The sequence below is a fragment of the Pseudomonas sp. QE6 genome (assembly GCF_041379005.1).
In the GTDB taxonomy this organism is placed as follows: Bacteria; Pseudomonadota; Gammaproteobacteria; order Pseudomonadales; family Pseudomonadaceae; genus Pseudomonas.
Map to the genome: position 1 here is coordinate 5771296 of NZ_CP166873.1, position 24558 is coordinate 5795853.

A 24558-nucleotide genomic window follows, 5' to 3' on the forward strand; every position below is an offset into this window, starting at 1 on the left:
CTCCGCTGCCCTGGTCGGCAACTTGGTCATCTACTGTCACCTGATATGTATATAGCCTTATATCAACCTGTATATACAAGATAATGCAAAGCAAGGGCCAGAAGAGACAGGTAGCCGCCTACAGGTTCCCAAGACCGGATAAAAGTTCTTTTATTTCAAATAGATGAAGTCGCCAAAAAACTTCAGGAAGGAAGCTGCAAGAGGTGCAGGTGGCGAACTACGACGCGGGAAGGAAAGGAGAAAAAGTAACAGCGCGGTGCGCGAAAGTAACAAAACGGTGCATCCGGAGCGGCGATTCCGCCCCGGAACGGCCACGGAACGGTTACTGCCCGAAGCGGCCTTCGAGGCGATAGCGCGATCCCGGATAGACCAGCCGTGCCGCGCCCACCTGCCCCTTCGCCGACCAGGTACGCCGGCGAATCAGCAGGCAAGCGTCGCCACGCTTGATCCGCAGCAGCTTGCAGTCCGCCGCCTCGGCATTGATCGCCTCCACCACGTGCTCACCTTCGGTGAGCGGCGCCAGCTGGATCAGGTAGGCGTAGGGCGTGATGCGGGTGAAGTCCTGCTGCAGGTACTCGGGCGCCACTTCGGCATTGACGAAGCGCTCCTCCAGCTGCACCGGCACTTCGTTCTCGTAGTGCACCACCACCGAATGGAAGATACGGCTGACGTTCTCCAGTTCGAACGGCATGGCCAGGTCCGCCCCTTCGGGGAGCGGCTCGAGCAGCACCACCTCGCAACGGTGCTCGTGACCGCGAGCGGCGATCTCCTCGGCGATGTTGTGGATCTCGAAGAGCGCAGCATGGCCCTTCTGCTCGGCGACGAAGGTGCCGACGCCCTGCAGACGCACCAGCACCCCCTCGATGGTCAGCTCGCGCAGCGCACGGTTGATGGTCATCCGGCTCACCCCCAGCAGGGTGAACAGTTCGCTCTCCGACGGCAGCTTGGAGTTGGGCTTCCAGACACCGTTGCGGATCTGCTGCAGGATGATCTCCTTGACCCGCGCGTACAGCGGAGCCGGGGTTTCCAGCGCGAACGCGGCCAGGGAGGAATGATCTTGGGACACGGCAGCTCCTGCTCACGGGTGGGGACGACGGTCAGTTTAACCTTCCACCATGGCGCCGCCTACGCGGCGCCACCACAGATCAGCGCGGCGCGATATGCGCCACCATCAGTTGCACGCTTTCATTGCCGCGGAACTCGTTGACGTCGAGCTTGTAGGCCACCTCCGCCCAGCGCACGGTGGGGTTGGGCCAGACTTCACGGTCGATGTTGAAGGCGATGGCATCCAGCTGCAGCGAGCCGCATTCGGTCTTGAGCACCAGCTTGAGGTGACGCTCGCCGACCACGCGCTGCTGGACGATCTGGAACACGCCGTGGAACAGCGGTTCGGGGAAGTGCTGCCCCCAGGGGCCGGCCTGGCGGATCGCCCGCGCCAGCTCCAGGTGGAACTCCTCTGCACCGAGCTGGCCGTCGGAGAGCAGGCGACCGGTGAGGTCCTCCTCATCCAGCTGGCGGCGCACCTCGGCGTCGAAGGCGGCGGCGAAGGCGCCGAAGTTTTCCTGCGGCAGCGACAGGCCGGCAGCCATGGCGTGGCCACCGAACTTGCTGATCAGCCCCGGATGGCGCGCGGCCACGGCGTCCAGCGCATCGCGGATGTGGAAACCCGGCACCGAACGCGCCGAGCCCTTGAGCGTGCCGTCGCCGGCGTCGGCGAAGGCGATGGTCGGACGGTGGTAACGCTCCTTCAGGCGCGAGGCGAGGATGCCGATCACGCCCTGGTGCCACTCCGGGTCGAACAGGCACAGGCCGAAGGGCATCTCCTCCATCGGCAGCTCCTTGAGCTGGGCCAGCGCCTCGCGCTGCATGCCCTGCTCGATGGCCTTGCGGTCCTGGTTGAGCGCGTCGAGCTGCACCGCCATCTCGCGGGCGAGGCCCTCGTCCTCGCAGAGCAGCATTTCAATGCCCAGGGACATGTCGTCCAGGCGGCCGGCGGCGTTCAAACGCGGGCCGAGGATGAAGCCCAGGTCCGTGGAGGTGATCCGCCGGCAATCGCGCCCGGCCACTTCCAGCAGCGCGCGCAGCCCCGGACGGGCCCGGCCGGCGCGAATGCGCGCCAGGCCCTGGTGCACCAGGATGCGATTGTTGGCGTCCAGCGGCACCACGTCGGCGACGCTGCCCAGGGATACCAGGTCGAGCAATTCGGCGAGGTTCGGTTCGGCGATGCCGCGCGCGGCGAACCAGCCGCGCTCACGCAGGCGCGCGCGCAGGGCGAGCATCACATAGAAGATCACCCCAACGCCGGCCATGGCCTTGCTGGGGAAGTCGCAGCCGGGCTGGTTCGGGTTGACGATGGCATCGGCGGCGGGCAGCTCCGGCCCCGGCAGGTGGTGGTCGGTGACCAGCACGCGCAGGCCGGCGGCCTTGGCGGCGGCCACGCCGTCGATGCTGGAGATGCCGTTGTCCACGGTCACCAGCAGGTCCGGGCGCTTTTCCAGCGCCACGGCGACGATCTCGGGAGTCAGGCCGTAGCCGTATTCGAAGCGGTTCGGCACCAGGTAATCGACCCAGGCCGCGCCGAGCATGCGCAACGCCAGCACGCCAACGCTGCTGGCGGTGGCGCCGTCGGCGTCGAAGTCGCCGACATAGAGAATCCGCTGGCCCTTCTCCAGCGCATCGACCAGCAGCGCCACCGCCGCGTCGATGCCCTTGAGCTGCTGGTACGGAATCAACCGCGCCAGCCCCTTGTCCAGCTCGGCGGCGCTCTGCACGCCACGGGCGGCGTAGAGACGGGTCAGCAGCGGCGGCAGGTCGCCGAGGTCGGGCAATTGCTCCGGGAGCGGGCGGGATTCGATGCGCATGGAGGTTCCGGTTATTTCGTCTCAGGCGCCGATCCCGGCGCCCTGGTTACAGCGGGTAACTCTGGCGATCAACGCTCGCCCATCAGCCACTCGACCTGCAGCTCATGCTGGCCGCGTTCGTCGGTGACGAAGATGGTTCCTTCGCTGATCATCACGGTCCAGTTGATCGAGCGCGGCAGGTCGCGGGAGATTTCCTCCAGCGGCTCCTGGGGCATGGCGACGACGTTGAGGTTCTTCAGGTGGCGCACGGTGTCGAGCACCTTGGTGGTCCACACGCGCAGGTTGCCGTAGGCGACCAGGGTCAGCTTCTCGCAGCGGCGCGAACACCAGGTCAGGCGCTCGGCGTCCGGCTGGCCAACTTCGATCCAGTGCAGGACGCGATCATCCAGGCTCTTTTCCCACAGCGAGGGCTCTTCCACGTCCGACAGACCGCGACCGAAGGCCAACTGCTCGTTGTACCAGATGACGTAGGCCAGCAGACGCACCGCCAGGCGCTCCTCGGTTTCCGAGGGATGGCGGGCGACGGTGAAGCGCAGGGTCTCGTAGACCCCACGGTCGAGGTCGGTCAGGCTGATATCGGCTTTGTAGGGCGTGGCGGACAGGGCCATGGGGATTCCCGGCGAATTTTGGAAGGCGGCAAGTCTACCGCGAAAGCGCAGGGATGGTGGTTCAATCCCGACTACGGCGGTCGGTTCCCGGTTCCGGGGCGGCCAGTTCGATGCGGTTGCGGCCCTTGGCCTTGGCGGCGTAGAGCGCCTGGTCGGCCAGCGCCAGCAGGCGCGTCAGGTCATGCCCGGCCTCGCGGGTGGTGGCGATGCCGATGCTCACGCTGAGCTGCCCTTCGGCCATGAACGGCAGCTCGGCGAACTCGCGGCGCACCCGCTCGGCCACCTGGCAGGCGCCTTCGGTATCGGCGGCCACCAACAGGCAGGCGAACTCTTCCCCGCCGATGCGCGCGAACAGGTCCTGCTTGCGCATGCGCGAGGCGGTAATGCGGCTGAACTCCACCAGCACCCGGTCCCCGGCGGGATGGCCGAAGGAGTCATTGAGACGCTTGAAGTTGTCCAGGTCGCAGAGCAGCAGCGAGGCCTGCTCGCCGCGCTCGGCGCACAGGCGCAAGGCGCGCTCGCCGGAATCCATGAAGGCCCGGCGATTGCCGGCGCCGGTCAGCGGGTCGCTCAGCGCGGCGCTGCGGAAACCCAGCTCTGCGCGCTCCTTGACCATCGCCAGGGTCGCGAAGGCGATGCCGATGGCGTAGAGCATGGTTTCGAAGACCAGCAGGGTGAAGAAGGTGCTGCCCTGGCCATTGTTGCTGGCACTCTCGAAGGGCATGCCGCGGTCGACCGCCAGGCGCACCATGTAGAAGCCGCCGTGGAACAGCATCAGCGCCAGGGTCGGACGCAGCTCCACCTCCAGCTTGCGCCGGCTGCGCAGCAGCTCGCCGACGGAGGCCAGGCAATAGGCAATGGTGATCGAGGTGCTGACGAAAACCCGCGCCTCCAGCGACTCGTAGAACGTCGGCCAGAGGCACAGCAACGCCCACAGGGCTGCGCCAGCGCCGATCAGCGGCCAGTGCGGGCGGCGCCCGGCGAACACCCGCATGGACGTCCAGTTCATCGCCGCGCAAAGGTGCAGGATGACGTTGCCCAGCAGGATCGGCACCAGATCGATGCCCATTCCCCGCAAGGTCCCCAGGAAGGTGCCCAGCGCCCCCAGCAGGAGCATCGCGCTCATGTAGCCGAGCGTCGGCTCGCGGCGACCGCTGTGCCAGGCGAACGCCATCAGCACCCCGACCAGGGTGAGCACGTAGAGATCGACCAGGACCAGCGTCGGCAGGCTCAGGACCATGCCACCCCCTTGCCATCCGCCTGCACGCATCCCGCTGGGAGCGCCGGAGGGCCGGGAAAGTGGAATGACGGAAGCGCGCGCATCGGGGGTTACCCTGCCCAGAGTCGGACGAGCAGACAGAAGTGTCCTTGGATAAGGTTACTCTACGCGTGCCCATCGCCGGCGCAAAGCTCCGATGGCAGGCGGTCGGCCCGGCGGCCTGTTCGAACGCCCGCGTGGGCGGTAAAGTCCGCCGACCACCCGCCGAACGGACCGACCGATGAACACCACCACCAAACCCCTCGCCGGCCTCAAAGTGATCGAACTGGGCACGCTGATCGCCGGTCCCTTCGCCTCGCGCCTGTGTGCGGAATTCGGCGCCGAGGTGATCAAGGTCGAATCGCCCGACGGCGGCGATCCGCTGCGCAAGTGGCGCAAGCTCTACGAAGGCACCTCGCTGTGGTGGTTCGTGCAGGCCCGCAACAAGCGCTCGCTGACCCTCAACCTCAAGCACGAGGCCGGGCGCGAGGTGCTGAAGAAGCTGCTGGCCGAAGCCGACATCCTGATCGAGAACTTCCGTCCCGGCGTGCTGGAAAAGCTCGGCCTGGGCTGGGACGTGATCCACGCGCTGAATCCCAAGCTGGTGATGGTGCGCCTCTCCGGCTTCGGCCAGAGCGGCCCCTACAAGGACCAGCCGGGCTTCGGCGCGGTGGGCGAATCCATGGGTGGGCTGCGCTACATCACCGGCTTCGAGGACCGCCCGCCGGTGCGCACCGGCATCTCCATCGGCGACTCCATCGCCGCGCTGTGGGGCGTCATCGGCGCGCTCATGGCGCTGCGCCACCGAGAGGTCAACGGCGGCCAGGGCCAGGTGGTGGACGTGGCACTGTATGAAGCGGTGTTCGCCATGATGGAGTCGATGGTGCCGGAGTTCGACGTGTTCGGCTTCATCCGCGAGCGCAGCGGCAACATCATGCCCGGCATCACGCCCTCTTCCGTGCACACCACCGCCGACGGCAAGCACGTGCAGATCGCCGCCAACGGCGACGCGATCTTCCGCCGTTTCATGCTCGCCATCGGCCGCACCGACCTGGCGGAGGACCCGCAACTGGCCGACAACGCCGGACGCGACCAGCGCCGTGACGAACTGTACGGCGTGATCGACCGCTGGGCGCGCTCCGAGCCCCTGGACACCGTGCTGAAGGTACTGGGCGAAGCCGAAGTGCCAGCCAGCCGCATCTACTCCGCCGAGGATATGTTCGCCGACCCGCAGTTCCTCGCCCGCGAGATGTTCCTCTCGGCCAAGCTGCCGGACGGCAAGCCCTTCCGCATGCCGGGTATCGTGCCCAAGCTCTCCGACACGCCCGGCTCGGCCGACTGGATCGGCCCGGGCCTGGGTGAGCATACCGATGAAGTGCTCGGTGGGCTGGGCTATGACGCGGCGGCCATTGCGGCGTTGCGTCAGCAGGGGGCGGTGTAGGGCGCGCCGTTACACCCACTTTTTCGCAGCGCCGTAGCCGATCTCGAGGAACACAACCTGCGTAGGAGCAACTGTCTTGTCCCGGCTGAGTCTGTGCCAGGGCTTTCCCCCTCCCCCTAACCCTCTCCCGCAAGCGGGAGAGGGAACCGTTCGGTGCAGGATGAAACCATGACATCAGCCGGCACGATCCGCCCCCTCTCCCTCCGGGAGAGGGCTGGGGTGAGGGCATGCGCGGGCTCGGGCTTCCAAGAAGACAGTTGCTCCTACGAAAGCACACCCCGTAGCAGCAGGCCAGTAACGCAAACGCCGCCCCTGGGGGCGGCGTTTTACTTTGCGCAGACCTGGAAAAATCACGTCCCGTAGCTGAGCACCTGCGCCCGCTGCCGCAGAGCAGCAATGACATCGTCCTCCATCCGCCCCTCCTGGATCAGCAGGTCGCGGCGAACCGACTGGATCGCGTCCTCGCGCTGGTTCTCATCGGCCAGTTGCTGGCCGTCGATCACCCGGCGCAGGACAACCTCGCCGTCATCGTTGGTCAGGGTCAGGATACGGCCGCCATCGGGGCGCGCCAGGCCCAGGGACGGAATATAGGGAGCGAAGGTCTCGGTCAGCAGTACGCTCAGCCGGTCCATGTCATATCTCCTTGTTGCGAAATGAAAAACCTGAAGAGAAGACATCGCCGCCGGCGATTAAGTTCGTCCTGCTTATTACCGCTGGTCCATAAAGCCCTGAGCGTCGCCCCAAGAAAAAGCCCGCCATGAAGGCGGGCTTTTTCATCGATCCGTCACGGATCAGAGCGGCTTGCCACGGTTGCCGTGGGCGCTGACGAAGGCCTGGACCTTGGCCAGTTCGTTGGCCAGTACGGTGCAACGCTCTTCGCGCTGGAACAGGTCGGCCAGGTGCGCCGGCAGCGCCGGAACGGCCTCGATGCCGGCCTTCTCCACCGCTTCCGGGAACTTGACCGGATGCGCGGTGCCCAGGGTGACCATGGGCACGGCGAGGCTGCGGCGGCATTCGCGGGCCGCGCGCACGCCGATGGCGGTGTGCGGGTCCAGCAGTTCGCCACATTCGGCGTAGACCTGGGCGATGGTTTCGCAGGTCTCTTCGTCGCTCACCGCCAGGGAGTCGAACAGGCGGCGGGTCTCGGTCCAGCGGTCATCTTCGACGGCCAGCTTGCCGGTGGCCTTGAAGTTGTCCATCAGCTCGGCGACGGCCTTGCCGTTGCGGCCATGCAGGTCGAACAGCAGGCGCTCGAAGTTGGACGAGACCATGATGTCCATGGACGGCGACAGCGACGCGTGCAGGGTGTCCTTGTCGTAGCGGTTGCCGGACATGAAGCGGTGCAGGATGTCGTTGCGGTTGGTCGCGACGATCAGTTGGCTGACCGGCAGGCCCATGTTGCGCGCCAGGTAGCCGGCGAAGATGTCGCCGAAGTTGCCGGTGGGCACCGAGAAGGCCACGGAACGGGCCGGGGCGCCGAGCTGGATGGCAGCGTGGAAGTAGTAAACGATCTGGGCCATGATCCGCGCCCAGTTGATCGAGTTCACCGCCACCAGACGGGTACCCTTGAGGAAGCCCTGGTCGGCGAAGCTGGCCTTGACCATCTCCTGGCAGTCGTCGAAGTTGCCTTCGATGGCGATGTTGTGGATGTTTTCGCCGAGGATGGTGGTCATCTGACGGCGCTGCACCTCGGACACACGGTTGTGCGGGTGCATGATGAAGATGTCGACGTTCTCGCAGGCCTTGCAGCCTTCGATGGCGGCCGAGCCGGTGTCGCCGGAGGTGGCGCCCATGATCACCACGCGCTCGCCGCGCTTGGTCAGCACATGGTCGAGCAGGCGGCCGAGCAGTTGCAGGGCGAAGTCCTTGAAGGCCAGGGTCGGGCCGTGGAACAGCTCCAGCACCCACTCGTTGCCGTTGAGCTGGCGCAGCGGCGCCACGGCGTTGTGGGCGAAGACACCGTAGGTCTCTTCGAGGATCTTCTTGAAGTCGGCGTCGGAGATGCTGCCGGCAACGAACGGGCGCATCACGCGGAAGGCCAGCTCGTGGTACGGCAGGCCGGCCCAGGAGGCGATCTCTTCGACGGTGAAACGCGGCAGGTTTTCCGGCACGTAGAGGCCGCCGTCGCTGGCCAGGCCAGCCAGCAGCACGTCTTCGAAGTTCAGCGCGGGCGCCTGGCCGCGGGTACTGATGTAACGCATGGTGTGAAACCTTCGGGTGGGCGGCGGCGCGCAGGCGCCGCCGCGATCGATTCAGTTCAGTTGTTCGACGCGGATGCGTACGACATTGCCGACCACGTCATCCAGCGCTTCCAGCGCGGCGATGGCTTCGATGATGCGGGACTCGAGCACGCGGTGGGTAACCAGGATCATCGGCACCAGACCGTCATGCTCTTCGACTTCCATCTGCATGATCGATTCGATGTTGATGCCGCGCTCGGAGAGGATGGTCGCCACCTGGGCCAGTACGCCCGGATGGTCCTTGGCCTGGATGCGCAGGTAGTAGGCGCTTTCGCAGGCGTCGATCGGCAGGATCGGGTGGTCGGAGAGCGAGTCCGGCTGGAAGGCCAGGTGCGGCACGCGGTTCTCCGGGTCGGCGGTCATGGCGCGAACCACGTCCACCAGGTCGGCGACCACCGAGGAAGCGGTGGGCTCCATGCCGGCACCGGCGCCGTAGAACAGCGTGGAACCGGCGGCATCGCCGTTGACCATGACGGCGTTCATCACGCCGTTCACATTGGCGATCAGGCGGTCGGCCGGGATCAGGGTCGGGTGCACGCGCAACTCGATACCGCTGTCGGTACGGCGCGCGACGCCCAGGTGCTTGATGCGGTAGCCCAGGGCCTCGGCGTAGTTCACGTCGGCAGTGGTCAGCTGGGTGATGCCTTCGGTGTAGGCCTTGTCGAACTGCAGCGGGATGCCGAAGGCGATGGACGCCAGGATGGTCAGTTTGTGCGCGGCGTCGATGCCTTCCACGTCGAAGGTCGGATCGGCTTCGGCGTAGCCCAGCGCCTGGGCTTCCTTCAGCACGTCGGCGAAGGCGCGGCCTTTCTCGCGCATTTCGGTGAGGATGAAGTTGCCGGTGCCGTTGATGATGCCGGCCAGCCAGTTGATGCGGTTGGCGGCCAGGCCCTCGCGGATCGCCTTGATCACCGGGATGCCACCGGCCACGGCGGCTTCGAAGGCGACGATGACGCCCTTCTCGCGGGCCTTGGCGAAGATCTCGTTGCCGTGCACGGCGATCAGCGCCTTGTTGGCGGTGACAACGTGCTTGCCGTTCTCGATGGCCTTGAGCACCAGTTCGTAGGCCAGGGTGTAACCACCGATCAGCTCGATGACGACGTCGATTTCCGGGTTGTTCGCCACGTCGAAGATGTCGGCAGTAATGGGGGTACTGCCGGTATCACACTTCGGATTGGGGCGACGGGCGGCAATCTGCGCAACCTCGATACCACGCCCGGCACGGCGGGCAATCTCCTCGGCGTTGCGTTTGAGTACATTGAAGGTACCGCCACCGACGGTCCCCAACCCACAGATTCCCACTTTCACCGGATTCACGCTGAAACTCCCCATGATTACAGCATCGGGGCGCCTGACGCACCGAAGCCCGCAACGAGGCGGGCATGGGAGCAGGCACCAAATCAGAACAGGCGGACTGCCTGTTCCATAGTCAAAAGGAACCGAACATTACGAAGCGGTTCCCCATTAGTCAATGCAAGCGCAGCCCGCGGCTTACTTGGCTTCCAGCGCCAGCTTGGCGATCTGGCCGGCCGGCTGGTAGCCCGGCAGCATCTGGCCGTTGGCCAGGATGATCGCCGGGGTGCCCTGCACACCGACCATCTGGCCCAGTTCCAGCTGCTTGTTCACCGGATTGTCGCACTTGGCGGCCTTCACTTCCTTCTCGTGGAACATGTCGCTCATGGCCGCCTGGCGGTCCTTGGAGCACCACACGGCCTGCAGCTGCGCATCGCCCGGCGAGTTCGGGCCCTGGCGCGGGAAGGCCAGGTAGCGCACTTCGATGCCGCGCTTCTGCAGCTCCGGCACTTCGGCGTGCAGCTTCTGGCAGTACGGGCAGGTGGTGTCGGTGAAGACGGTGATGTGCGCCTTGGTCTCGCCCTTGGCCGGGAAGACCACCATGTCGGCGGTCGGGATAGCGTTGATGGTCTTCGCCACGCCCGCGCTTTCGGCCGCTTCGGTCAGGTTGGTCGGCTTGCCGTCCTTCACCTGATAGATGTTGCCCTGAACGACGAACTGGCCGTCGGCACTGGCATAGAGCACGCGGCCGCCCTTGAGCTGCACCTGGTAGATGCCTTCGAGGGGGCTCTTGGCGATAGCCTCGATGGGCAGGTCAGGCTGCAGGGACTGCAGGGTGGTGCGGATTGCCTGGTCCGGCTCGGCGGCCAGGGCAAGGGTGCTGACGAGGCCAAGGGCCGCGGCAGCCAGAAGTCGGGACAAACGCATGGAAAACTCCTGATGTCGGTCGGCGAAGACTATCACACAAGCCCTCGCGGGCCGAGCCGTGGGCTTGTAGCTGAAAGCTACAGGTTTTGTAGGAGCGAGCTTGCTCGCGAACGCTTGACTCCGTGCCTGCTCGGTTCGCGAGCAAGCTCGCTCCTACAACGTCCGGATCACCCCCGGGGGTGATGCTGGGCATGCAGGTCCTGCAGGCGCGCACGGGCAATATGGGTATAGATCTGCGTGGTGGAAAGATCACTGTGCCCCAGCAGCATCTGCACCACCCGCAGATCGGCGCCGTGATTGAGCAGATGGGTGGCGAAGGCATGGCGCAGGGTGTGTGGCGACAGGCTCTTGCCTATGCCGGCGACTTTCGCGTGCAGCTTGATGCGGTGCCAGAAGGTCTGGCGGGTCATCTGCTCGCCGCGCAGGCTGGGGAACAGCACGTCGCTGGGGCGCCCGCCCAGCAGGTCCGCCCGCGCTTCGCGCAGGTAGCGCTCGATCCACAGGATGGCTTCCTCGCCCAGCGGCACCAGCCGCTCCTTACTGCCCTTGCCCATGACGCGCACCACGCCCTGGCGCAGGTTGACCTGCTCCAGGGTCAGCCCGACCAGTTCGCTGACCCGCAGCCCGCAGGCGTAGAGCACCTCCAGCATGGTGCGATCGCGCAGGCCAAGCGGATCGTCGGTCTCCGGTGCCGCCAGCAACGCTTCGACATCGGCCTCCGAGAGCGACTTGGGCAGCGGCTTGCCCAGTTGCGGCAGTTCCACCAGCAGCGTCGGGTCCTCCTCGATCAACCCTTCTCGCAGGCAGTAGCGGTAGAAGCCGCGCAGCCCCGAGAGGAAGCGCGCCGTGGAGCGGGCCTTGTAGCCCTCGCCCAGGCGCCAGGCCAGATGATCGAGGATCACCTCGCGCCCTGCCGACTCCAGCGCCACCCCGCGCTCGTCGAGCCAGCCGTTGAACAGCGCGAGGTCGCTGCCGTAGGCGCTGCGAGTGTTGTCGGAGAGGCCCTTTTCCAACCAGAGGGCGTCGAGGAATCGGTCGATCAGTGAATGTGAAACCGGCATCATGTCAGGCTATATCAATAGAAAAGCGTGGAACTAGTCTTCCACAGCCCCCCCCCGCAACTCCACCGTCAACAGCGCAAGGACCCGGCTGCACCATGGACGAACACAGCACTTACTTTGCCTTCGCCGGCATTGGCATCGCCTCCCTGCTCAGCCAGTGGCTGGCCTGGCGCCTGCGCCTGCCGGCGATCCTGTTCCTGCTGCTGAGCGGTATTCTGATCGGCCCTGTCCTGCACCTGCTGACCCCGGAACAGCTGTTCGGCCCGCTGCTGTTTCCGGTGGTATCCCTCGCAGTGGCCCTGGTGCTGTTCGAGGGCAGCCTGACGCTGCACCTGGACGAATGGAAGGAAATCGGCACCGTGGTCCGTCGCATGGTCACCCTCGGCGCGCTCACCACCTGGGGGGTGATCGCCCTGGCGACCCGTTACCTGCTGGACTTCACCTGGGAAATGGCCCTGCTGTTCGGCGCCCTCACCCTGGTCACCGGCCCCACGGTGATCGTGCCGATGCTGCGGGTGGTACGGCCCAACGCGACCATCGCCAACATCCTGCGCTGGGAAGGCATCGTCATCGACCCCATCGGCGCCCTGCTGGCCGTCGTGGTCTACACCTTCATCGCCGCCAGCGACGCCGGCCAGGGCTGGGCCGACAGCCTGCTGACCTTCGTCAGCGTGATCGGCTGCGGCATCGCCTTCGGCCTGGCCGGCGGCCAGGCGCTGGGGGTCGCCCTGCGCCGTCACTGGCTGCCGGATTACCTGCACAACCTGGCTTCCCTGTCCGTGGTCCTGGGCGTGTTCGTGCTGTCCAACAACGTCATGTCGGAGTCGGGACTGCTGGCCGTGACCGTGATGGGCCTGCGCATGGCCAACATGCAGGGCGTCGACGTGAAGCACATCCTGCACTTCAAGGAAAACCTCAGCGTGCTGCTGATATCCGGGCTGTTCGTGCTGCTGGCCGCGCGCCTGGACATGTCGGCGCTGCTCGGCCTCGGCCCGGTGGCACTGCTGGTGCTGGCGCTGATCCAGTTCGTCGCCCGGCCGCTGAGCGTGATGATCTCCACCGCCGGCTCCACGCTGAACTGGCGCGAACGCGCGCTGCTGAGCTGGATCGCCCCCCGCGGCATCGTCGCCGCGGCGGTGTCGGCGATCTTCGCCATTCGCATGGTGGAAGCCGGCCACGCCCAGGCCGGCGTACTGGTACCCCTCACCTTCCTGGTGATCATCGGCACCGTGGTCCTGCAAAGCGCCACCGCGCGCCCGCTGGCCCGCCTGCTGAAGGTCGCCGAGCCGGTGCCCACCGGCTTCCTGATCGTCGGTGCCAACCCGGTGGCGCGGGCCATCGGCGTCGGCCTGCAGAACGCCGGGGTGCAGGTGCTGCTCACCGACTCCAGTTGGGAGAACACCCGCGCCGCGCGCATGGAGAACCTGCCAACCTACTTCGGCAACCCCGCCTCGCAACATGCCGAGGCGCACCTGGATCTGATCGGCCTGGGACATCTGCTGGCGCTGTCCCCCAACGCCGAGCTGAATGCCCTGATGTGCATGAGCTTCCGCCACGAATTCAGCCCCTGGCAGCGCTTCATCCTGCCCAGCAGCCAGGACAGCCGTCGCAACGAGAAGCATCGCGTCAGCGACCGCCATCGCGGCCATCCCCTGGGCCAGACGCCCATCACCTACCCACAGATGGCCGGCTTGATCGCACGCGGCGCGGAAGTCCGCTCGACGCTGCTCAGCGACAACTTCGGCTGGGCGGAATACCAGGCCCAGCACGGCAGCAGAGCGCTGCTGCTGTTCGCCCGCGACACGAACGGCCGCCTCCACATCGCCAGCCCGGACCGGCCGCTGACGCCCGGTACCGGCTGGACGGTGATCTCGCTGGTGGAGGAAGCCCCGGAAAATGCCGCGGGTACAAATGAAACGGCGCAAGCCGCAATAACCTGACAATCGGCCGCGTCAGCCTATCTTTAGGTGGGTGACAGAATTCGCCTGACAGACAATGATTGCATCACGCCATCATTGCACCAATGAAGCTCAACGCCATGCCCAGTCAGCAGAACTCCCGCCTCGGTCAGATCCTGGTCAGCAAGGGCCTGATCACCCCCCAGCAGCTGGACCACGCCATCCAGCTCCAGCTCAGCAACGGCTTGCGCCTGGGCGAAACCCTGATCCAGCAGGGCTGGATCAGCGAACGTCAGCTCGGGCGGGCCCTGAAGAAGCAGAACAACGTGCGCCTGGCGGCGACGCTCCTGGCGGCATTGCTCAGCCCATTCCAGTTGGCCAGCGCGGACGTGCAGCGCCAGGCTCCGGCCAGCATCACCCGACACGAAGCCCCCCACGGCCTGAAACCGCTCAGCGACCATGAGATGAGCAACATCAACGCCCAGGGCTTCGATGACACCCTGCAGAGCCTTCTGGTCAGCGCTGAAAGCGGTGACGGCGTGGGCACCGTCAAGCAGCTCGCGCGCCTGGTGCTACCGGTGGTGGACAGCCTGGACGCCGAAACCTCCATGCGTGACGTGCAGTACGACACCGAGCACGCGTCCTCGACCTTCAATGCCGACGGCTCGATCAACGTACGCCTGCCCAGCTCCATCGGCGAAGTGCGCTTCGACAACATTCGCGTCGCCGGCGCGCCGAAAACCCAGAGCATGGGCAGCCTGAGCCTGCAGAACATCGACCTGTCCCAGGCTTCGCTGAAGATCAGCCTGCGCCACTGAGTCTTTGGGTAGGAGCGAGCTTGCTCGCGAACCATTTCACCGGCCACATCGGAGTCAGGCAGTTCGCGAGCAAGCTCGCTCCTACAAAATACTGAGAAGGCGCCCACGGGCGCCTTCTTCCATTTCAGGCCTCGAAGCCAGGCAGAACCGGTACCGGGCGCTTCTCGTCATCGATGGCGACGAAGCTGAACAGCCCGTGAATGGCCTTCTCGCGTCCGTCGGCGGACATGCTCTCGACGAATACCTCCACCTCGACCTTCAGACTGGTATTGCCGACCTTCACCACCCGACCGATCAGCTCGACGATGGAGCCGGCGGGGATCGGGTGCTTGAAATCGATGCGGTCGGTGGACACGGTCACCAACGGCAGGCGGCAGAAACGGGTCGCGGCGATGAACGAGACCTCGTCCATCCAGGCCAGCGCGGTGCCGCCGAACAGGGTGTCGTGGTGGTTCGTGGTGGGCGGGAAGATCGCCTTGGTCACGCGGGTTTCCGAAAGCGTCGTGCGGCGAAGGATTTCTTGCTCTCTGGGGCTCATGCCACTGCTACCTGATGCATTGAAGGTGGCTGCCGATGCTGCGGATATTGTGCTTGTAGTGCGCTGCCGGGGGCAGATGGGAAAGGGGCCGGAGCGGCCAGCCGGCAAACGCCGGGCAAGAAAAAAGCAGCCCGCGGGCTGCTTTTTTCGGGAAAGACCGGTGACTTAGACCAGTTTTTCCTTGATGCGCGCTGCCTTGCCGGACAGTTCGCGGAGGTAGTACAGCTTGGCCTTGCGCACGTCGCCGCGACGCTTGACGGAAACGCTGTCTACCAGCGGGCTGTAGGTCTGGAAGGTACGCTCTACGCCTACGCCGTTGGAGATCTTGCGAACGGTGAACGCGCTGTTCAGGCCGCGGTTGCGCTTGCCGATGACAACGCCTTCGAAGGCCTGCAGACGCTGACGGTCGCCTTCCTTCACTTTAACCTGGACGATTACGGTGTCGCCGGGGGCGAACGCCGGAATCTCTTTGTTCATCTGTTCAGCTTCGATCTGCTGAATGATCTTGTTGGTCATTTCAGTGCTCCTAAGACAAGCGCTCGGCGCTCGCCATCGATACGTTAACTATCGTTCCGCTGGCGGATGTATTCCTCCAGCAGCTTCTTCTCTTCTCCAGAAAGCGAGCGGCAATCCAGAAGATCGGCACGTCGTTCCCAGGTCCTGCCTAAGGACTGCTGCAAACGCCAGCGCCGGATGTGTTCGTGGTTGCCGCTGAGCAGCACCTCAGGAACACGTTTGTCTGCGTACACCTCAGGTCGGGTGTAGTGCGGACAGTCGAGCAGGCCATCCGTGAAGGAGTCCTCCTCGGCGGAGTCCACGTGGCCCAGTGCACCGGGCAACAATCGCGTGACCGCGTCAATCAGCACCATGGCCGGAAGCTCACCCCCGGACAGGACATAATCGCCAACTGACCATTCCTCATCGACATGCTCTTCAATGAAGCGCTCGTCGATGCCTTCGTAACGCCCGGCGATCAGGATCAGTCGCTCCTCGTTCGCCAGTTCTTTCACGGCCGCTTGCGTGAGCTTGCGACCTTGCGGCGAGAGGTAGATCACCTTCGCCGGTCCGCCTGCGGCTTGCCGGGCATCGCCCAGTGCGCCTTCGAGCGGCTTGATTTTCATCACCATGCCGGGACCACCGCCGAAAGGCCGGTCATCCACCGTCTGGTGACGGTCCTCGGTGTTGCTCCGCGGGTTGAAGCACTGAAGCTGAATCAGCTCCTGCTTGACCGCGCGACTCGTGATGCCATAGTCGCTGATGGCGCGAAACATCTCCGGAAAGATGCTGATCACTCCTATCCACATCGGCTGAGGGCTCTCATCCACATGAATTAGAAGTCCGCGTCCCAGTCCACCCGCATCTCACCGGCTTCCAGGTCCACCGCCTGTACGCACTGGTCCGTATACGGGAGCAGGCGTTCACGGTCGTCCAGGCTGCCTGCGCAGGGCTTGACTACCATCACATCGTTGGCGCCGGTCTCCAGCATGTGGTCGAGAATCCCGAACAGTTGCCCGTTCTGGTCGATCACCTTGAGACCTTCCAACTGGCTCCAGTAGAACTCGCCATCGTCCAGCACCGGCAGCTCACTGCGCGGAACCAGGATTTCGAATTCAGCGAAGGTGCGGGCGATCTCGCGATCATCCAGTCCCTTCAGCTTCGCGACCAGGACATTGCCCTGCACGCGACCTTGAACCAGCTCAGCCTGTCGAACCTCGTTGCCACGCTTGAGCGTCCAGCGACGGTAATCCAGCAGGTTGTCCAACGGATCGGTAAAGGAATACACCTTCACCTCACCACGAATGCCGTGCACCGATACGATCTTGCCGAGAACAATCATCTCCTCGGCGGGAGCAGGCTTCGTGTTCATCGATCTCAGGCAGCCTTGGCGGCTTCCTTGATCAGCTGAGCAACACGCTCAGACGGTTGGGCGCCTTGGCTCAGCCAGTAGTTCAGACGCTCCTGGTTGATCGAGACCTTGACCTCGGCACCAGTTGCAACAGGGTTGAAGAAGCCGACGCGCTCGACGAAACGGCCGTCACGAGCGTTGCGGCTGTTGGTCACGGTCAGGTGATAGAACGGGCGCTTCTTGGAGCCGCCACGAGCCAGACGAATGGTTACCATGCGTACGTTGTTCCTATGGTTTGCTTGCAAAAAAGAAATGCAGCCCTCGGGCACAGAGCCCGAAAGGCCGCATATTCTATGAGCTAAAGCCCCGCGCCGCAAGCCGCAGCGCGTCCGGCCCGCCGGGTGGCGAGCCGTCTGGGGTCACATCTTGGGCATGCCGCCGGGGAACATGCTGCCCATGCCGCGCATCATCTTCGCCATGCCACCCTTGGCGGTAACCTTCTTCATTACCTTCTGCATCTGCTTGTGCTGCTTGATGAGACGGCCGACATCCTGAACCTGGGTACCGGAACCCAGGGCGATGCGGCGCTTGCGCGAACCACTGATCACTTCCGGGTCACGGCGCTCGGCCGGGGTCATGGAGTTGATGATCGCCTCCATCTGCTTGAACTGCTTCTCCGCCGCGTTCTGCGCGTTGCCCATCTGCGACAGGTTGACGCCGCCGAGCATCGGCAGCTTGTCCATCAGACTGCCCAGGCCGCCCATGTTCTTCATCTGCTGCAGCTGGTCGCGGAAGTCTTCGAGGTCGAAGCCCTTGCCTTTCTTGATCTTCTTCGCGAGCTTCTCGGCCTTCTCGCGGTCCATGTTCTGCTCGGCCTGCTCGATCAGGCTAAGCACGTCGCCCATGCCGAGAATGCGCGAGGCCACGCGGTCGGGGTGGAACGGGTCGAGCGCTTCGCTCTTCTCGCCCATGCCGAGGAACTTGATCGGCTTGCCGGTGATGGCGCGCACGGACAGCGCGGCACCGCCACGGGCGTCGCCGTCGACCTTGGTCAGCACCACGCCGGTCAGCGGCAAGGCATCGTTGAAGGCCTTGGCGGTGTTGGCGGCGTCCTGGCCGGTCATGGCGTCGACCACGAACAGGGTTTCCACCGGCTTGATCGCCGCATGGACCTGCTTGATCTCGTCCATCATCTCAGCGTCGACGTGCAGGCGACCGGCGGTATCCACGATCACCACGTCGATGAACTTCAGCTTCGCCTCGCGGATCGCAGCTTCGGCGATGGCCACCGGCTTCTGGCTGGTATCGGACGGGAAGAAGGTCACGCCGATGTCATTGGCCAGGGTTTCCAGCTGCTTGATCGCCGCCGGGCGATAGACGTCGGCGGACACCACCAGCACGGACTTCTTCTTGCGCTCCTTGAGGAAGCGCGCCAGCTTGCCGGCGGTGGTGGTCTTGCCCGCGCCCTGCAGGCCGGCCATCAGGATGACCGCCGGCGGAGCGGCGGCGAGATCGAGGTCCTCGTTGGCCGCGCCCATCAGCTCGACCAGTTCGGCCTGGACGATCTTCACGAAGGCCTGGCCCGGGGTCAGGCTCTTGGAAACCTCGGTGCCGACCGCGCGATCCTTGATCTTGGCGACGAAGTCCTTGACCACCGGCAGGGCCACGTCGGCCTCCAGCAGGGCCATCCGCACTTCGCGGAGCGTGTCCTTGATGTTGTCCTCGGTCAGCTTGGCCTTGCCAGTGACGTGGCGCAGCGTTTGCGAGAGGCGATCTGTAAGGTTTTCGAACATGCGCGTTCCTAATCAGGTCCGGTCGGACCAGGGTTTGGCTTGTCAGCAAGCGGGCGATTATAGCGAAGTGCGGCCAGCGCCAACACCGCCGATGATCCATCTGTGACGGAGCGTGCCCAGGCCAGAAGCGAACTGTTCTCAGCGGCTTTCTAGACCCGGCCGTTCTGTGCCACACTCACGGCCTTTCGGGTCCCCCTTCCAAGGACTGTTCCAAGGACTTATGCAACCTCTGCTGCCCAGCCTGATCGCCGCCGTCCTCTATATCGGCACTACCGTCTACCAGAGCGTTAGCCTGGCCCGCCGCACCCCGCCGCAGAAACCGCTGCTCCTCCTGCTGGGCCTGGCCGCCCTGCTTTGCCAGGCCTACAGCCTGAGCCAGGAGCTGCTGACGCCCGGCGGCCTGGTGCTGGACTTCTTCAACGCCGCCAGCCTGATCTCCGCCGCAGTTACCGCACTGACGCTGCTGGCCTGCCTGCGCATCCCGGTGCACAACCTGCTGATCTTCCTCTATCCGCTGGGCGCCCTGACCACCCTGCTGGCGGCGTTCGTACCCCACGGCACCATCGAGCCGATCAACGAGCAGCCGGGCATCCTCGCGCACATCCTGCTGTCGATCCTCGCCTACGGCCTGCTGACCATCGCCGTGGTCCAGGCGCTGCTGTTGCTGGTGCAGGACCATCAGCTCAAGCACAAGCACCCGTCCGGCCTGATCCGCAACTTCCCGCCGCTGCAGACCATGGAAAGCCTGCTGTTCGGCTTCCTCTGGGGTGGCTGGTCGCTGCTCTCGCTGTCGCTGATCTCCGGCTGGCTGTTCGTCGACAACCTGTTCGCCCAGCACCTGGCGCACAAGACCATCCTCTCCTGCTTCGCCTGGGTGGTGTTCGCCGTGCTGCTGTGGGGCCGCCACCAACTCGGCTGGCGTGGTCACAAGGCCATTCGCTGGACCCTGGCAGGTTTCTGCCTGTTGATGCTGGCCTATTTCGGCAGCAAGCTGGTCAAGGAATTCATCCTGCACATCTGACGCTGGCGACGGTGCCGCACCGCCGCGAAACGCCGAAGGAACCCGACGCATGGGCGACATCCACCCCGGCTACATGATCGGCCTGCTGGTCTTCCTGCTACTCTGCTCCGCGTTCTTCTCCAGCGTCGAGACCGGCGTCCTGAGCCTCGATCGCTATCGCCTGCGCCACCTGTCCAAGCAGGGCAACCGCGGCGCGCGGCGCACCAGCTGGCTGCTGCTGCGCACCGACCGGCTGCTGGGCACCATCCTGATCGGCAACAACTTCGTCAATATTGTCGCCTCCGCCCTGGCCACCCTGCTGGCCCTGCGCCTGTGGGGCGAGGCTGCCGTCGCGCCGACCACCATCGTCCTGACCCTGGTGCTGCTGATCTTCGGCGAGATCACCCCCAAGACCTACGCCACGCTGCGCCCGGAAAACGTCGCCTTCCCCGCCAGCCTGCCGCTGCTGTGGCTGCAGAAGCTGTTCAGCCCGCTGCTGTGGCTGATGACCGGGGTGAGTAACCTGCTGCTGCGGGCCTGCGGCCTCGACCCGACCCAGCGCGTCAGCAAGCCGCTGAGCAGCGAGGAGCTCAAGAGCGTGGTCAGCGAGTCCAGCGAGAAGCTCACCGCCAACCGGCAGAACATGCTGCTGAGCATCCTCGATCTGGAAAAGATCACCGTGAACGACCTGATGGTGCCGCGCAACGAGGTACAGGGCATCGACCTGGACGACGAGCTGGAAACCATCATCGGCCAGCTGCGCAACACCACCCACACCCGCCTGCCGGTGTTCCGCAATGACATCAACCAGGTCGAGGGCGTGGTGCACATGCGCCAGATCGCCCGCCTGCTGACCCACAACCAGCTGACCAAGGAAAGCCTCAAGGCTGCGTGCCTGGAGCCCTACTTCGTGCCCGAGAGCACGCCGCTATCGACCCAGCTGATCAACTTCCAGAAGCAGAAGCGGCGCATCGGCATCGTCGTGGACGAGTATGGTGAGGTGATCGGCATCATCACCCTGGAAGACATCCTCGAGGAAATCGTCGGCGAGTTCAGCAACCAGGACGCCCTGCGCAACCCCGATATCCACCCGCAGGCCGATGGCACCTATGTGATCGACGGCTCGGCCAACCTGCGCGACCTCAACCGCGCCCTGGGCTGGCAACTGCCCAGCGACGGCCCCAAGACCCTCAACGGCCTGGTCACCGAAGCCCTCGAACAGATTCCCGACTGCGCGGTATGCCTGAAGATCGGCCGCTACCGCCTGGAAATCCTCCAGTCCGGCGAGAACCGCGTGAAAAGCGTGCGCGTCTGGCAGCCCGGCATTCCTACACCACCCACGCCACACCGCGACGAGCTTGCCTGAGCGGCCCCACCCGCCCCTATAATCCGGACGGCTTACCCAGCCTCCCGCCAGCGCCCGCCGCTACCCGTGACACCCCGCTGGCCAGTCAATCGCACGCCCCGCCGAGCCTCGACCCCGCGTCGTTGCCTTGCGAAGCAGCCGGCCTCGCCCTGACCCGCCGCGAGCCGCGCCTCCCCTGCCCCGACCCTGGGCCGCGCTTCCTTCTCGCGCCACGGCGATGCCTCTTCGTGATGCCGGACACGACCGCAGAGTCGTCGCCGAGCAGGACTGCCAGGGACCGACCCGCATGACCAGCACCACCCTCGACGCCGAACAGCCGGCCGAACAGACCAACTCCACCACCCGTGTCGCGGTGGCCAGCTTCATCGGCACCGCCATCGAGTTCTACGACTTCTACGTCTACGCCACCGCCGCCGCGCTGGTGATCGGTCCGGTGTTCTTCCCGCAGACATCGGGCACCGCCCAGGCGCTGAGCGCCTTCCTCACCTTCGGCATCGCCTTTCTCGCCCGCCCGCTGGGCTCGGCGCTGTTCGGCCACTTCGGCGACCGCATCGGACGCAAGTCGACCCTGGTGGCCTCGCTGCTGCTGATGGGCGTCTCGACCACCCTGATCGGCCTGCTGCCGGGCTATGACAGCATCGGCGCCTGGGCGCCCATCCTGCTCTGCGTGCTGCGCTTCGGCCAGGGCCTGGGGCTGGGCGGGGAATGGGGCGGCGCCGCGCTGCTGGCCACGGAGAACGCGCCGAAGGGCCGCCGCGCCTGGTTCGGCATGTTCCCGCAGATGGGCCCGTCGATCGGCTTCCTCGCCGCCAACGGCCTGTTCCTCTGCCTGGCCATGCTGCTCAGCGAGGAGCAGTTCCGTGCCTGGGGCTGGCGCATCCCGTTCATCCTCAGCGCCGCGCTGGTGATCGTCGGCCTGTACGTGCGCCTGAAGCTGGTGGAAACCCCGGTGTTCGCCAAGGCCATGGCGCGCCACGAACGCTCCAGCCTGCCGATTGCCGAGCTGTTGGCCAAGCACTGGCGGCCGACGCTGCTCGGCGCCCTGGCAATGGTGGTGTGCTACGCCCTCTTCTATATCTCCACGGTGTTCTCGCTGAGCTACGGGGTGACCAGCCTGGGTTACAGCCGCGAACAGTTCCTTGGCCTGCTGTGCTTCGCCGTGCTCTTCATGGCCGCCGCCACGCCGCTTTCCGCCTGGCTGAGTGACCGCATCGGGCGCAGGCCGGTGCTGATCGTTGGTTGTATCGCCGCGATCCTTTCCGGCTTCGCCATGCAGCCACTGTTGAGCCAGGGTTCCTCGGTCGAGGTGGCGATCTTCCTGGCGCTGGAACTGTTCCTGATGGGCGTGACCTTCGCCCCCATGGGCGCGCTGCTGCCGGAACTCTTCCCCACCCACGTGCGCTACACCGGCGCTTCGGCGGCCTACAACCTGGGCGGCATCCTCGGCGCCTCGGTGGCGCCGTACATCGCGCAGAAGCTGGTGGGCATGGGCGGACTGAGTTGGGTGGGTGGCTACGTCTCGGTAGCTGCGGCATTGAGCCTGCTGGCCGTGCTGTGCCTGCGCGAGACGCGCGAGAGCGATCTGGACAATATCGACTGAAGTCCGACCTGCGGGAGCGAGCAAGGCGCTCCGAGCTCAGCCCCGGAGGCGCGGCAGACCAAGGTTTACGGCGTACAACCGCGGACGGTTGTACGCCCTACGACTGCACCAGCCACTGCGCCAGGTGTTCGCCCCAGACCTGATAGCCCAGCGCAGAGGGGTGATAACCGTCGATGGCGAGGAACTGCGGCTGCATTTCCAGGCTGACCTCGCAATAACCGGCGCCCTGGGCCAGAGCCAGCGCATTGAGCTGGCGATCCAGCAAGGCCGCGCGCCAACCCAGCAGTTGCCGCAACAACCAGGGCAGCGCAGTGAAATGCTGCAGCGGTGGCACCGCCGTGCATACCACTCGCGTACCACGGGCTCGAAAATGCCCGATCAGATGCTCCAGGGCACCCAACCAGCGCTGGCTGGAACTGAAATGGGTGGTGTCATTGACACCGAAGACCAGCGCCACCAGGTCGTAGTCCTGATCCGCCGCCATTGGCAACAAGCGCTCGCAGGCCTCGCCGGCGGTGATGCCGTTCTCCCCGATCGCACGCCAGGCGACGGGACGTTCCAGCCGAGTGGAAAGCGCCAGCGCCAGGCGCCCGGCCAGGGCGAAATCCAGGCAGGATGCGCCGACCCCGGCGACCGTGGACTCACCCAGCAGAAGAACGCGGAAGGGCTCGCCCGGCAGCTCGATGCCAGCGAGGCCTTCGCAGACGCCGGCGGCGGCAGCCAGGCGCAAGGCCGTGCGCCGGGTGCGCACGGCCATGGGCAGGGCCAGCGGCAGCAGCGGCAATGCCGCCGCCCACCACATCAACCCCGCCCAGCGGCTCACAGCTCGACGTTGACCGCCTGGGCCGAACGGGTCGCCTTGGCGCGGGCCGCGTCGATCGACTCGTCGCGCGCCAGGGCCACGCCCATGCGCCGCTGACCGTCCACTTCCGGCTTGCCGAACAGGCGCAGCGCGGTATCCGGCTCGCTCAGGGCGGCACCGAGATTGCCGAAGGAAACCTGCTGCGATTTGCCTTCCACCAGGATCACCGCCGAGGCGGAATCGCCCAGCTGGCGGATCACCGGGATCGGCAGGCCGAGGATGGCGCGGGCGTGCAGGGCGAACTCGGAAAGATCCTGGGAGATCAGGGTCACCAGGCCGGTGTCATGCGGACGCGGCGAGACTTCGCTGAACCACACCTGATCGCCCTTCACGAACAGTTCCACGCCGAACAGGCCGCGACCGCCCAGCGCCTCGGTGACCGCCTTGGCCACGCGCTCGGACTCGGCCAGCGCCTTCGGGCTCATGGCCTGGGGCTGCCAGGACTCGTGGTAGTCGCCCTTCACCTGGCGGTGGCCGATAGGCGCACAGAAGGTGGTGCCGCCGATGTGGCGAACGGTCAACAGGGTGATCTCGTAGTCGAAGTCGATGAAGCCCTCGACGATCACCCGGCCCTTGCCGGCGCGACCACCCTCCTGGGCGTAATCCCAGGCAGCCTTCAGGTCGGCATCGGATTTCAGCACGCTCTGGCCCTTGCCGGAGGAGCTCATGATCGGCTTGACCACGCAGGGGTAGCCTACGGCGGCGACACCGGCTGCATATTGCTCGTAGGTGTCGGCGAAATGGTACGGCGAGGTGGGCAGGCCCAGTTCCTCGGCGGCCAGGCGGCGAATGCCCTCGCGGTTCATGGTCAGTTGCGCGGCGCGGGCAGTGGGGACGACGGTGTAGCCTTCGCTCTCCAGCTCGACCAGGGTCGCGGTGGCGATGGCTTCGATCTCCGGCACGATGTAGTGCGGTTTTTCCTGCTCGATCACCGCGCGCAGGGCGACGCCGTCGAGCATGCTGATCACATGGCTACGGTGCGCCACCTGCATCGCCGGTGCGTTCTCGTAGCGGTCGACGGCGATCACTTCGCAGCCCAGGCGCTGCAGCTCGATCGCCACTTCCTTGCCCAGTTCGCCGGAGCCACAGAGCAGTACACGGGTCGCGCTCGGCGACAGGGGAGTTCCAATACGGGGCATTGTGTGAAA

The 24558-nt window shown here is 65.5% G+C and carries 23 protein-coding genes; 6 read left to right on the plus strand and 17 right to left on the minus strand.

The features are described from left to right. Positions 1-322: 322 nt before the first annotated feature. The 4 genes from hutC to ACAW63_RS26365 form a co-directional block, all read right to left on the minus strand. Positions 323-1066 carry a histidine utilization repressor gene (gene hutC, locus ACAW63_RS26350; protein WP_275608313.1) on the minus strand — a complete coding sequence of 248 codons (744 nt, stop codon included), beginning with the start codon at positions 1064-1066 and terminating at the stop codon, positions 323-325. A 79-nt stretch (positions 1067-1145) separates the two neighbouring features. After that, complete coding sequence (recJ, locus tag ACAW63_RS26355) at positions 1146-2861, minus strand: single-stranded-DNA-specific exonuclease RecJ (RefSeq protein ID WP_371230323.1); 1716 nt, start codon at positions 2859-2861, stop codon at positions 1146-1148. 68 nt (positions 2862-2929) lie between these two features. Further along, the gene (locus ACAW63_RS26360; protein ID WP_152225232.1) at positions 2930-3469 is read right to left on the minus strand and encodes a YaeQ family protein; all 540 of its coding nucleotides are present in this window, start codon (positions 3467-3469) and stop codon (positions 2930-2932) included. Positions 3470-3530: 61 nt separating this feature from the next. Beyond that, positions 3531-4709, minus strand: coding sequence for a diguanylate cyclase (locus tag ACAW63_RS26365; RefSeq protein WP_371230325.1), 1179 nt, complete (start codon positions 4707-4709; stop codon positions 3531-3533). Between the two features lie 259 nt (positions 4710-4968). Here ACAW63_RS26365 and ACAW63_RS26370 point away from each other — a divergent pair, with 259 nt between their 5' ends. Beyond that, positions 4969-6168 carry a CaiB/BaiF CoA transferase family protein gene (locus ACAW63_RS26370; RefSeq protein ID WP_371230327.1) on the plus strand — a complete coding sequence of 400 codons (1200 nt, stop codon included), beginning with the start codon at positions 4969-4971 and terminating at the stop codon, positions 6166-6168. Positions 6169-6518: 350 nt separating this feature from the next. Here the strand turns inward: ACAW63_RS26370 and ACAW63_RS26375 are convergent, their stop codons facing one another. The 5 genes from ACAW63_RS26375 to xerD all read right to left on the minus strand — a co-directional run bounded on the left by ACAW63_RS26375 (position 6519) and on the right by xerD (position 11692). Continuing rightward, a complete protein-coding gene (locus tag ACAW63_RS26375; protein ID WP_371230328.1) occupies positions 6519-6800 on the minus strand; it encodes a DUF3509 domain-containing protein in 282 nt (93 codons plus the stop codon). Between the two features lie 159 nt (positions 6801-6959). Further along, a complete protein-coding gene (gene thrC, locus ACAW63_RS26380) occupies positions 6960-8369 on the minus strand; it encodes a threonine synthase (RefSeq protein ID WP_371230330.1) in 1410 nt (469 codons plus the stop codon). A gap of 51 nt (positions 8370-8420) precedes the next feature. Then, entirely contained in the window at positions 8421-9725 is a 1305-nt protein-coding gene (locus ACAW63_RS26385) for a homoserine dehydrogenase (protein WP_371230331.1), read from the minus strand. A gap of 174 nt (positions 9726-9899) precedes the next feature. Further along, positions 9900-10628 carry a DsbC family protein gene (locus tag ACAW63_RS26390; RefSeq protein ID WP_275608319.1) on the minus strand — a complete coding sequence of 243 codons (729 nt, stop codon included), beginning with the start codon at positions 10626-10628 and terminating at the stop codon, positions 9900-9902. Between the two features lie 167 nt (positions 10629-10795). Then, positions 10796-11692, minus strand: a complete 897-nt coding sequence (xerD, locus tag ACAW63_RS26395; RefSeq protein WP_371230333.1) for a site-specific tyrosine recombinase XerD — start codon at positions 11690-11692, stop codon at positions 10796-10798. 92 nt (positions 11693-11784) lie between these two features. On the opposite strand from xerD, the gene ACAW63_RS26400 reads away from it, so the two are divergent. Beyond that, entirely contained in the window at positions 11785-13629 is a 1845-nt protein-coding gene (locus ACAW63_RS26400; RefSeq protein ID WP_371230335.1) for a cation:proton antiporter, read from the plus strand. A gap of 98 nt (positions 13630-13727) precedes the next feature. After that, positions 13728-14405: a hypothetical protein gene (locus ACAW63_RS26405; protein WP_371230337.1), complete on the plus strand. Its 678-nt coding sequence runs from the start codon at positions 13728-13730 to the stop codon at positions 14403-14405. Between the two features lie 124 nt (positions 14406-14529). Here ACAW63_RS26405 and ACAW63_RS26410 read toward each other — a convergent pair whose 3' ends face one another. From ACAW63_RS26410 to ffh, 6 genes are all read right to left on the minus strand, one after another. After that, positions 14530-14943, minus strand: a complete 414-nt coding sequence (locus ACAW63_RS26410) for an acyl-CoA thioesterase (protein WP_371230339.1) — start codon at positions 14941-14943, stop codon at positions 14530-14532. 165 nt (positions 14944-15108) lie between these two features. Continuing rightward, entirely contained in the window at positions 15109-15459 is a 351-nt protein-coding gene (rplS, locus tag ACAW63_RS26415) for a 50S ribosomal protein L19 (protein WP_009616363.1), read from the minus strand. A gap of 44 nt (positions 15460-15503) precedes the next feature. Continuing rightward, positions 15504-16247, minus strand: a complete 744-nt coding sequence (gene trmD / locus ACAW63_RS26420; protein ID WP_152225264.1) for a tRNA (guanosine(37)-N1)-methyltransferase TrmD — start codon at positions 16245-16247, stop codon at positions 15504-15506. A gap of 26 nt (positions 16248-16273) precedes the next feature. Further along, positions 16274-16810: a ribosome maturation factor RimM gene (gene rimM, locus ACAW63_RS26425; RefSeq protein ID WP_371230342.1), complete on the minus strand. Its 537-nt coding sequence runs from the start codon at positions 16808-16810 to the stop codon at positions 16274-16276. Between the two features lie 5 nt (positions 16811-16815). Next, positions 16816-17064: a 30S ribosomal protein S16 gene (rpsP, locus tag ACAW63_RS26430; protein WP_015478455.1), complete on the minus strand. Its 249-nt coding sequence runs from the start codon at positions 17062-17064 to the stop codon at positions 16816-16818. A gap of 144 nt (positions 17065-17208) precedes the next feature. Then, a complete protein-coding gene (ffh, locus tag ACAW63_RS26435) occupies positions 17209-18582 on the minus strand; it encodes a signal recognition particle protein (protein ID WP_275608325.1) in 1374 nt (457 codons plus the stop codon). A gap of 220 nt (positions 18583-18802) precedes the next feature. Here ffh and ACAW63_RS26440 point away from each other — a divergent pair, with 220 nt between their 5' ends. From ACAW63_RS26440 to ACAW63_RS26450, 3 genes are all read left to right on the plus strand, one after another. Beyond that, entirely contained in the window at positions 18803-19603 is an 801-nt protein-coding gene (locus ACAW63_RS26440; protein WP_275608326.1) for an inner membrane protein YpjD, read from the plus strand. Between the two features lie 49 nt (positions 19604-19652). Further along, positions 19653-20948, plus strand: a complete 1296-nt coding sequence (locus ACAW63_RS26445; RefSeq protein WP_371230344.1) for an HlyC/CorC family transporter — start codon at positions 19653-19655, stop codon at positions 20946-20948. Positions 20949-21234: 286 nt separating this feature from the next. Beyond that, entirely contained in the window at positions 21235-22548 is a 1314-nt protein-coding gene (locus tag ACAW63_RS26450) for an MFS transporter (protein WP_371230346.1), read from the plus strand. 97 nt (positions 22549-22645) lie between these two features. Here ACAW63_RS26450 and ACAW63_RS26455 read toward each other — a convergent pair whose 3' ends face one another. Beyond that, a complete protein-coding gene (locus tag ACAW63_RS26455; protein WP_371230348.1) occupies positions 22646-23371 on the minus strand; it encodes an SGNH/GDSL hydrolase family protein in 726 nt (241 codons plus the stop codon). After that, entirely contained in the window at positions 23368-24549 is a 1182-nt protein-coding gene (gene purT / locus ACAW63_RS26460; protein ID WP_371230349.1) for a formate-dependent phosphoribosylglycinamide formyltransferase, read from the minus strand. The genes ACAW63_RS26455 and purT overlap by 4 nt, the downstream gene beginning before the upstream one ends. Positions 24550-24558: the final 9 nt, after the last annotated feature.

Coding starts and splice junctions, on each gene's coding strand:
- recJ (WP_371230323.1), bottom strand. CDS start 2,861: ATGCGCATCGAATCCCGCCCGCTCCCGGAGCAATTGCCCGACCTCGGC.
- ACAW63_RS26360 (WP_152225232.1), bottom strand. CDS start 3,469: ATGGCCCTGTCCGCCACGCCCTACAAAGCCGATATCAGCCTGACCGAC.
- ACAW63_RS26365 (WP_371230325.1), bottom strand. CDS start 4,709: ATGGTCCTGAGCCTGCCGACGCTGGTCCTGGTCGATCTCTACGTGCTC.
- ACAW63_RS26370 (WP_371230327.1), top strand. CDS start 4,969: ATGAACACCACCACCAAACCCCTCGCCGGCCTCAAAGTGATCGAACTG.
- ACAW63_RS26375 (WP_371230328.1), bottom strand. CDS start 6,800: ATGGACCGGCTGAGCGTACTGCTGACCGAGACCTTCGCTCCCTATATT.
- thrC (WP_371230330.1), bottom strand. CDS start 8,369: ATGCGTTACATCAGTACCCGCGGCCAGGCGCCCGCGCTGAACTTCGAA.
- ACAW63_RS26390 (WP_275608319.1), bottom strand. CDS start 10,628: ATGCGTTTGTCCCGACTTCTGGCTGCCGCGGCCCTTGGCCTCGTCAGC.
- xerD (WP_371230333.1), bottom strand. CDS start 11,692: ATGATGCCGGTTTCACATTCACTGATCGACCGATTCCTCGACGCCCTC.
- ACAW63_RS26400 (WP_371230335.1), top strand. CDS start 11,785: ATGGACGAACACAGCACTTACTTTGCCTTCGCCGGCATTGGCATCGCC.
- ACAW63_RS26405 (WP_371230337.1), top strand. CDS start 13,728: ATGCCCAGTCAGCAGAACTCCCGCCTCGGTCAGATCCTGGTCAGCAAG.
- ACAW63_RS26410 (WP_371230339.1), bottom strand. CDS start 14,943: ATGAGCCCCAGAGAGCAAGAAATCCTTCGCCGCACGACGCTTTCGGAA.
- rplS (WP_009616363.1), bottom strand. CDS start 15,459: ATGACCAACAAGATCATTCAGCAGATCGAAGCTGAACAGATGAACAAA.
- trmD (WP_152225264.1), bottom strand. CDS start 16,247: ATGTGGATAGGAGTGATCAGCATCTTTCCGGAGATGTTTCGCGCCATC.
- rimM (WP_371230342.1), bottom strand. CDS start 16,810: ATGAACACGAAGCCTGCTCCCGCCGAGGAGATGATTGTTCTCGGCAAG.
- rpsP (WP_015478455.1), bottom strand. CDS start 17,064: ATGGTAACCATTCGTCTGGCTCGTGGCGGCTCCAAGAAGCGCCCGTTC.
- ffh (WP_275608325.1), bottom strand. CDS start 18,582: ATGTTCGAAAACCTTACAGATCGCCTCTCGCAAACGCTGCGCCACGTC.
- ACAW63_RS26440 (WP_275608326.1), top strand. CDS start 18,803: ATGCAACCTCTGCTGCCCAGCCTGATCGCCGCCGTCCTCTATATCGGC.
- ACAW63_RS26445 (WP_371230344.1), top strand. CDS start 19,653: ATGGGCGACATCCACCCCGGCTACATGATCGGCCTGCTGGTCTTCCTG.
- ACAW63_RS26450 (WP_371230346.1), top strand. CDS start 21,235: ATGACCAGCACCACCCTCGACGCCGAACAGCCGGCCGAACAGACCAAC.
- purT (WP_371230349.1), bottom strand. CDS start 24,549: ATGCCCCGTATTGGAACTCCCCTGTCGCCGAGCGCGACCCGTGTACTG.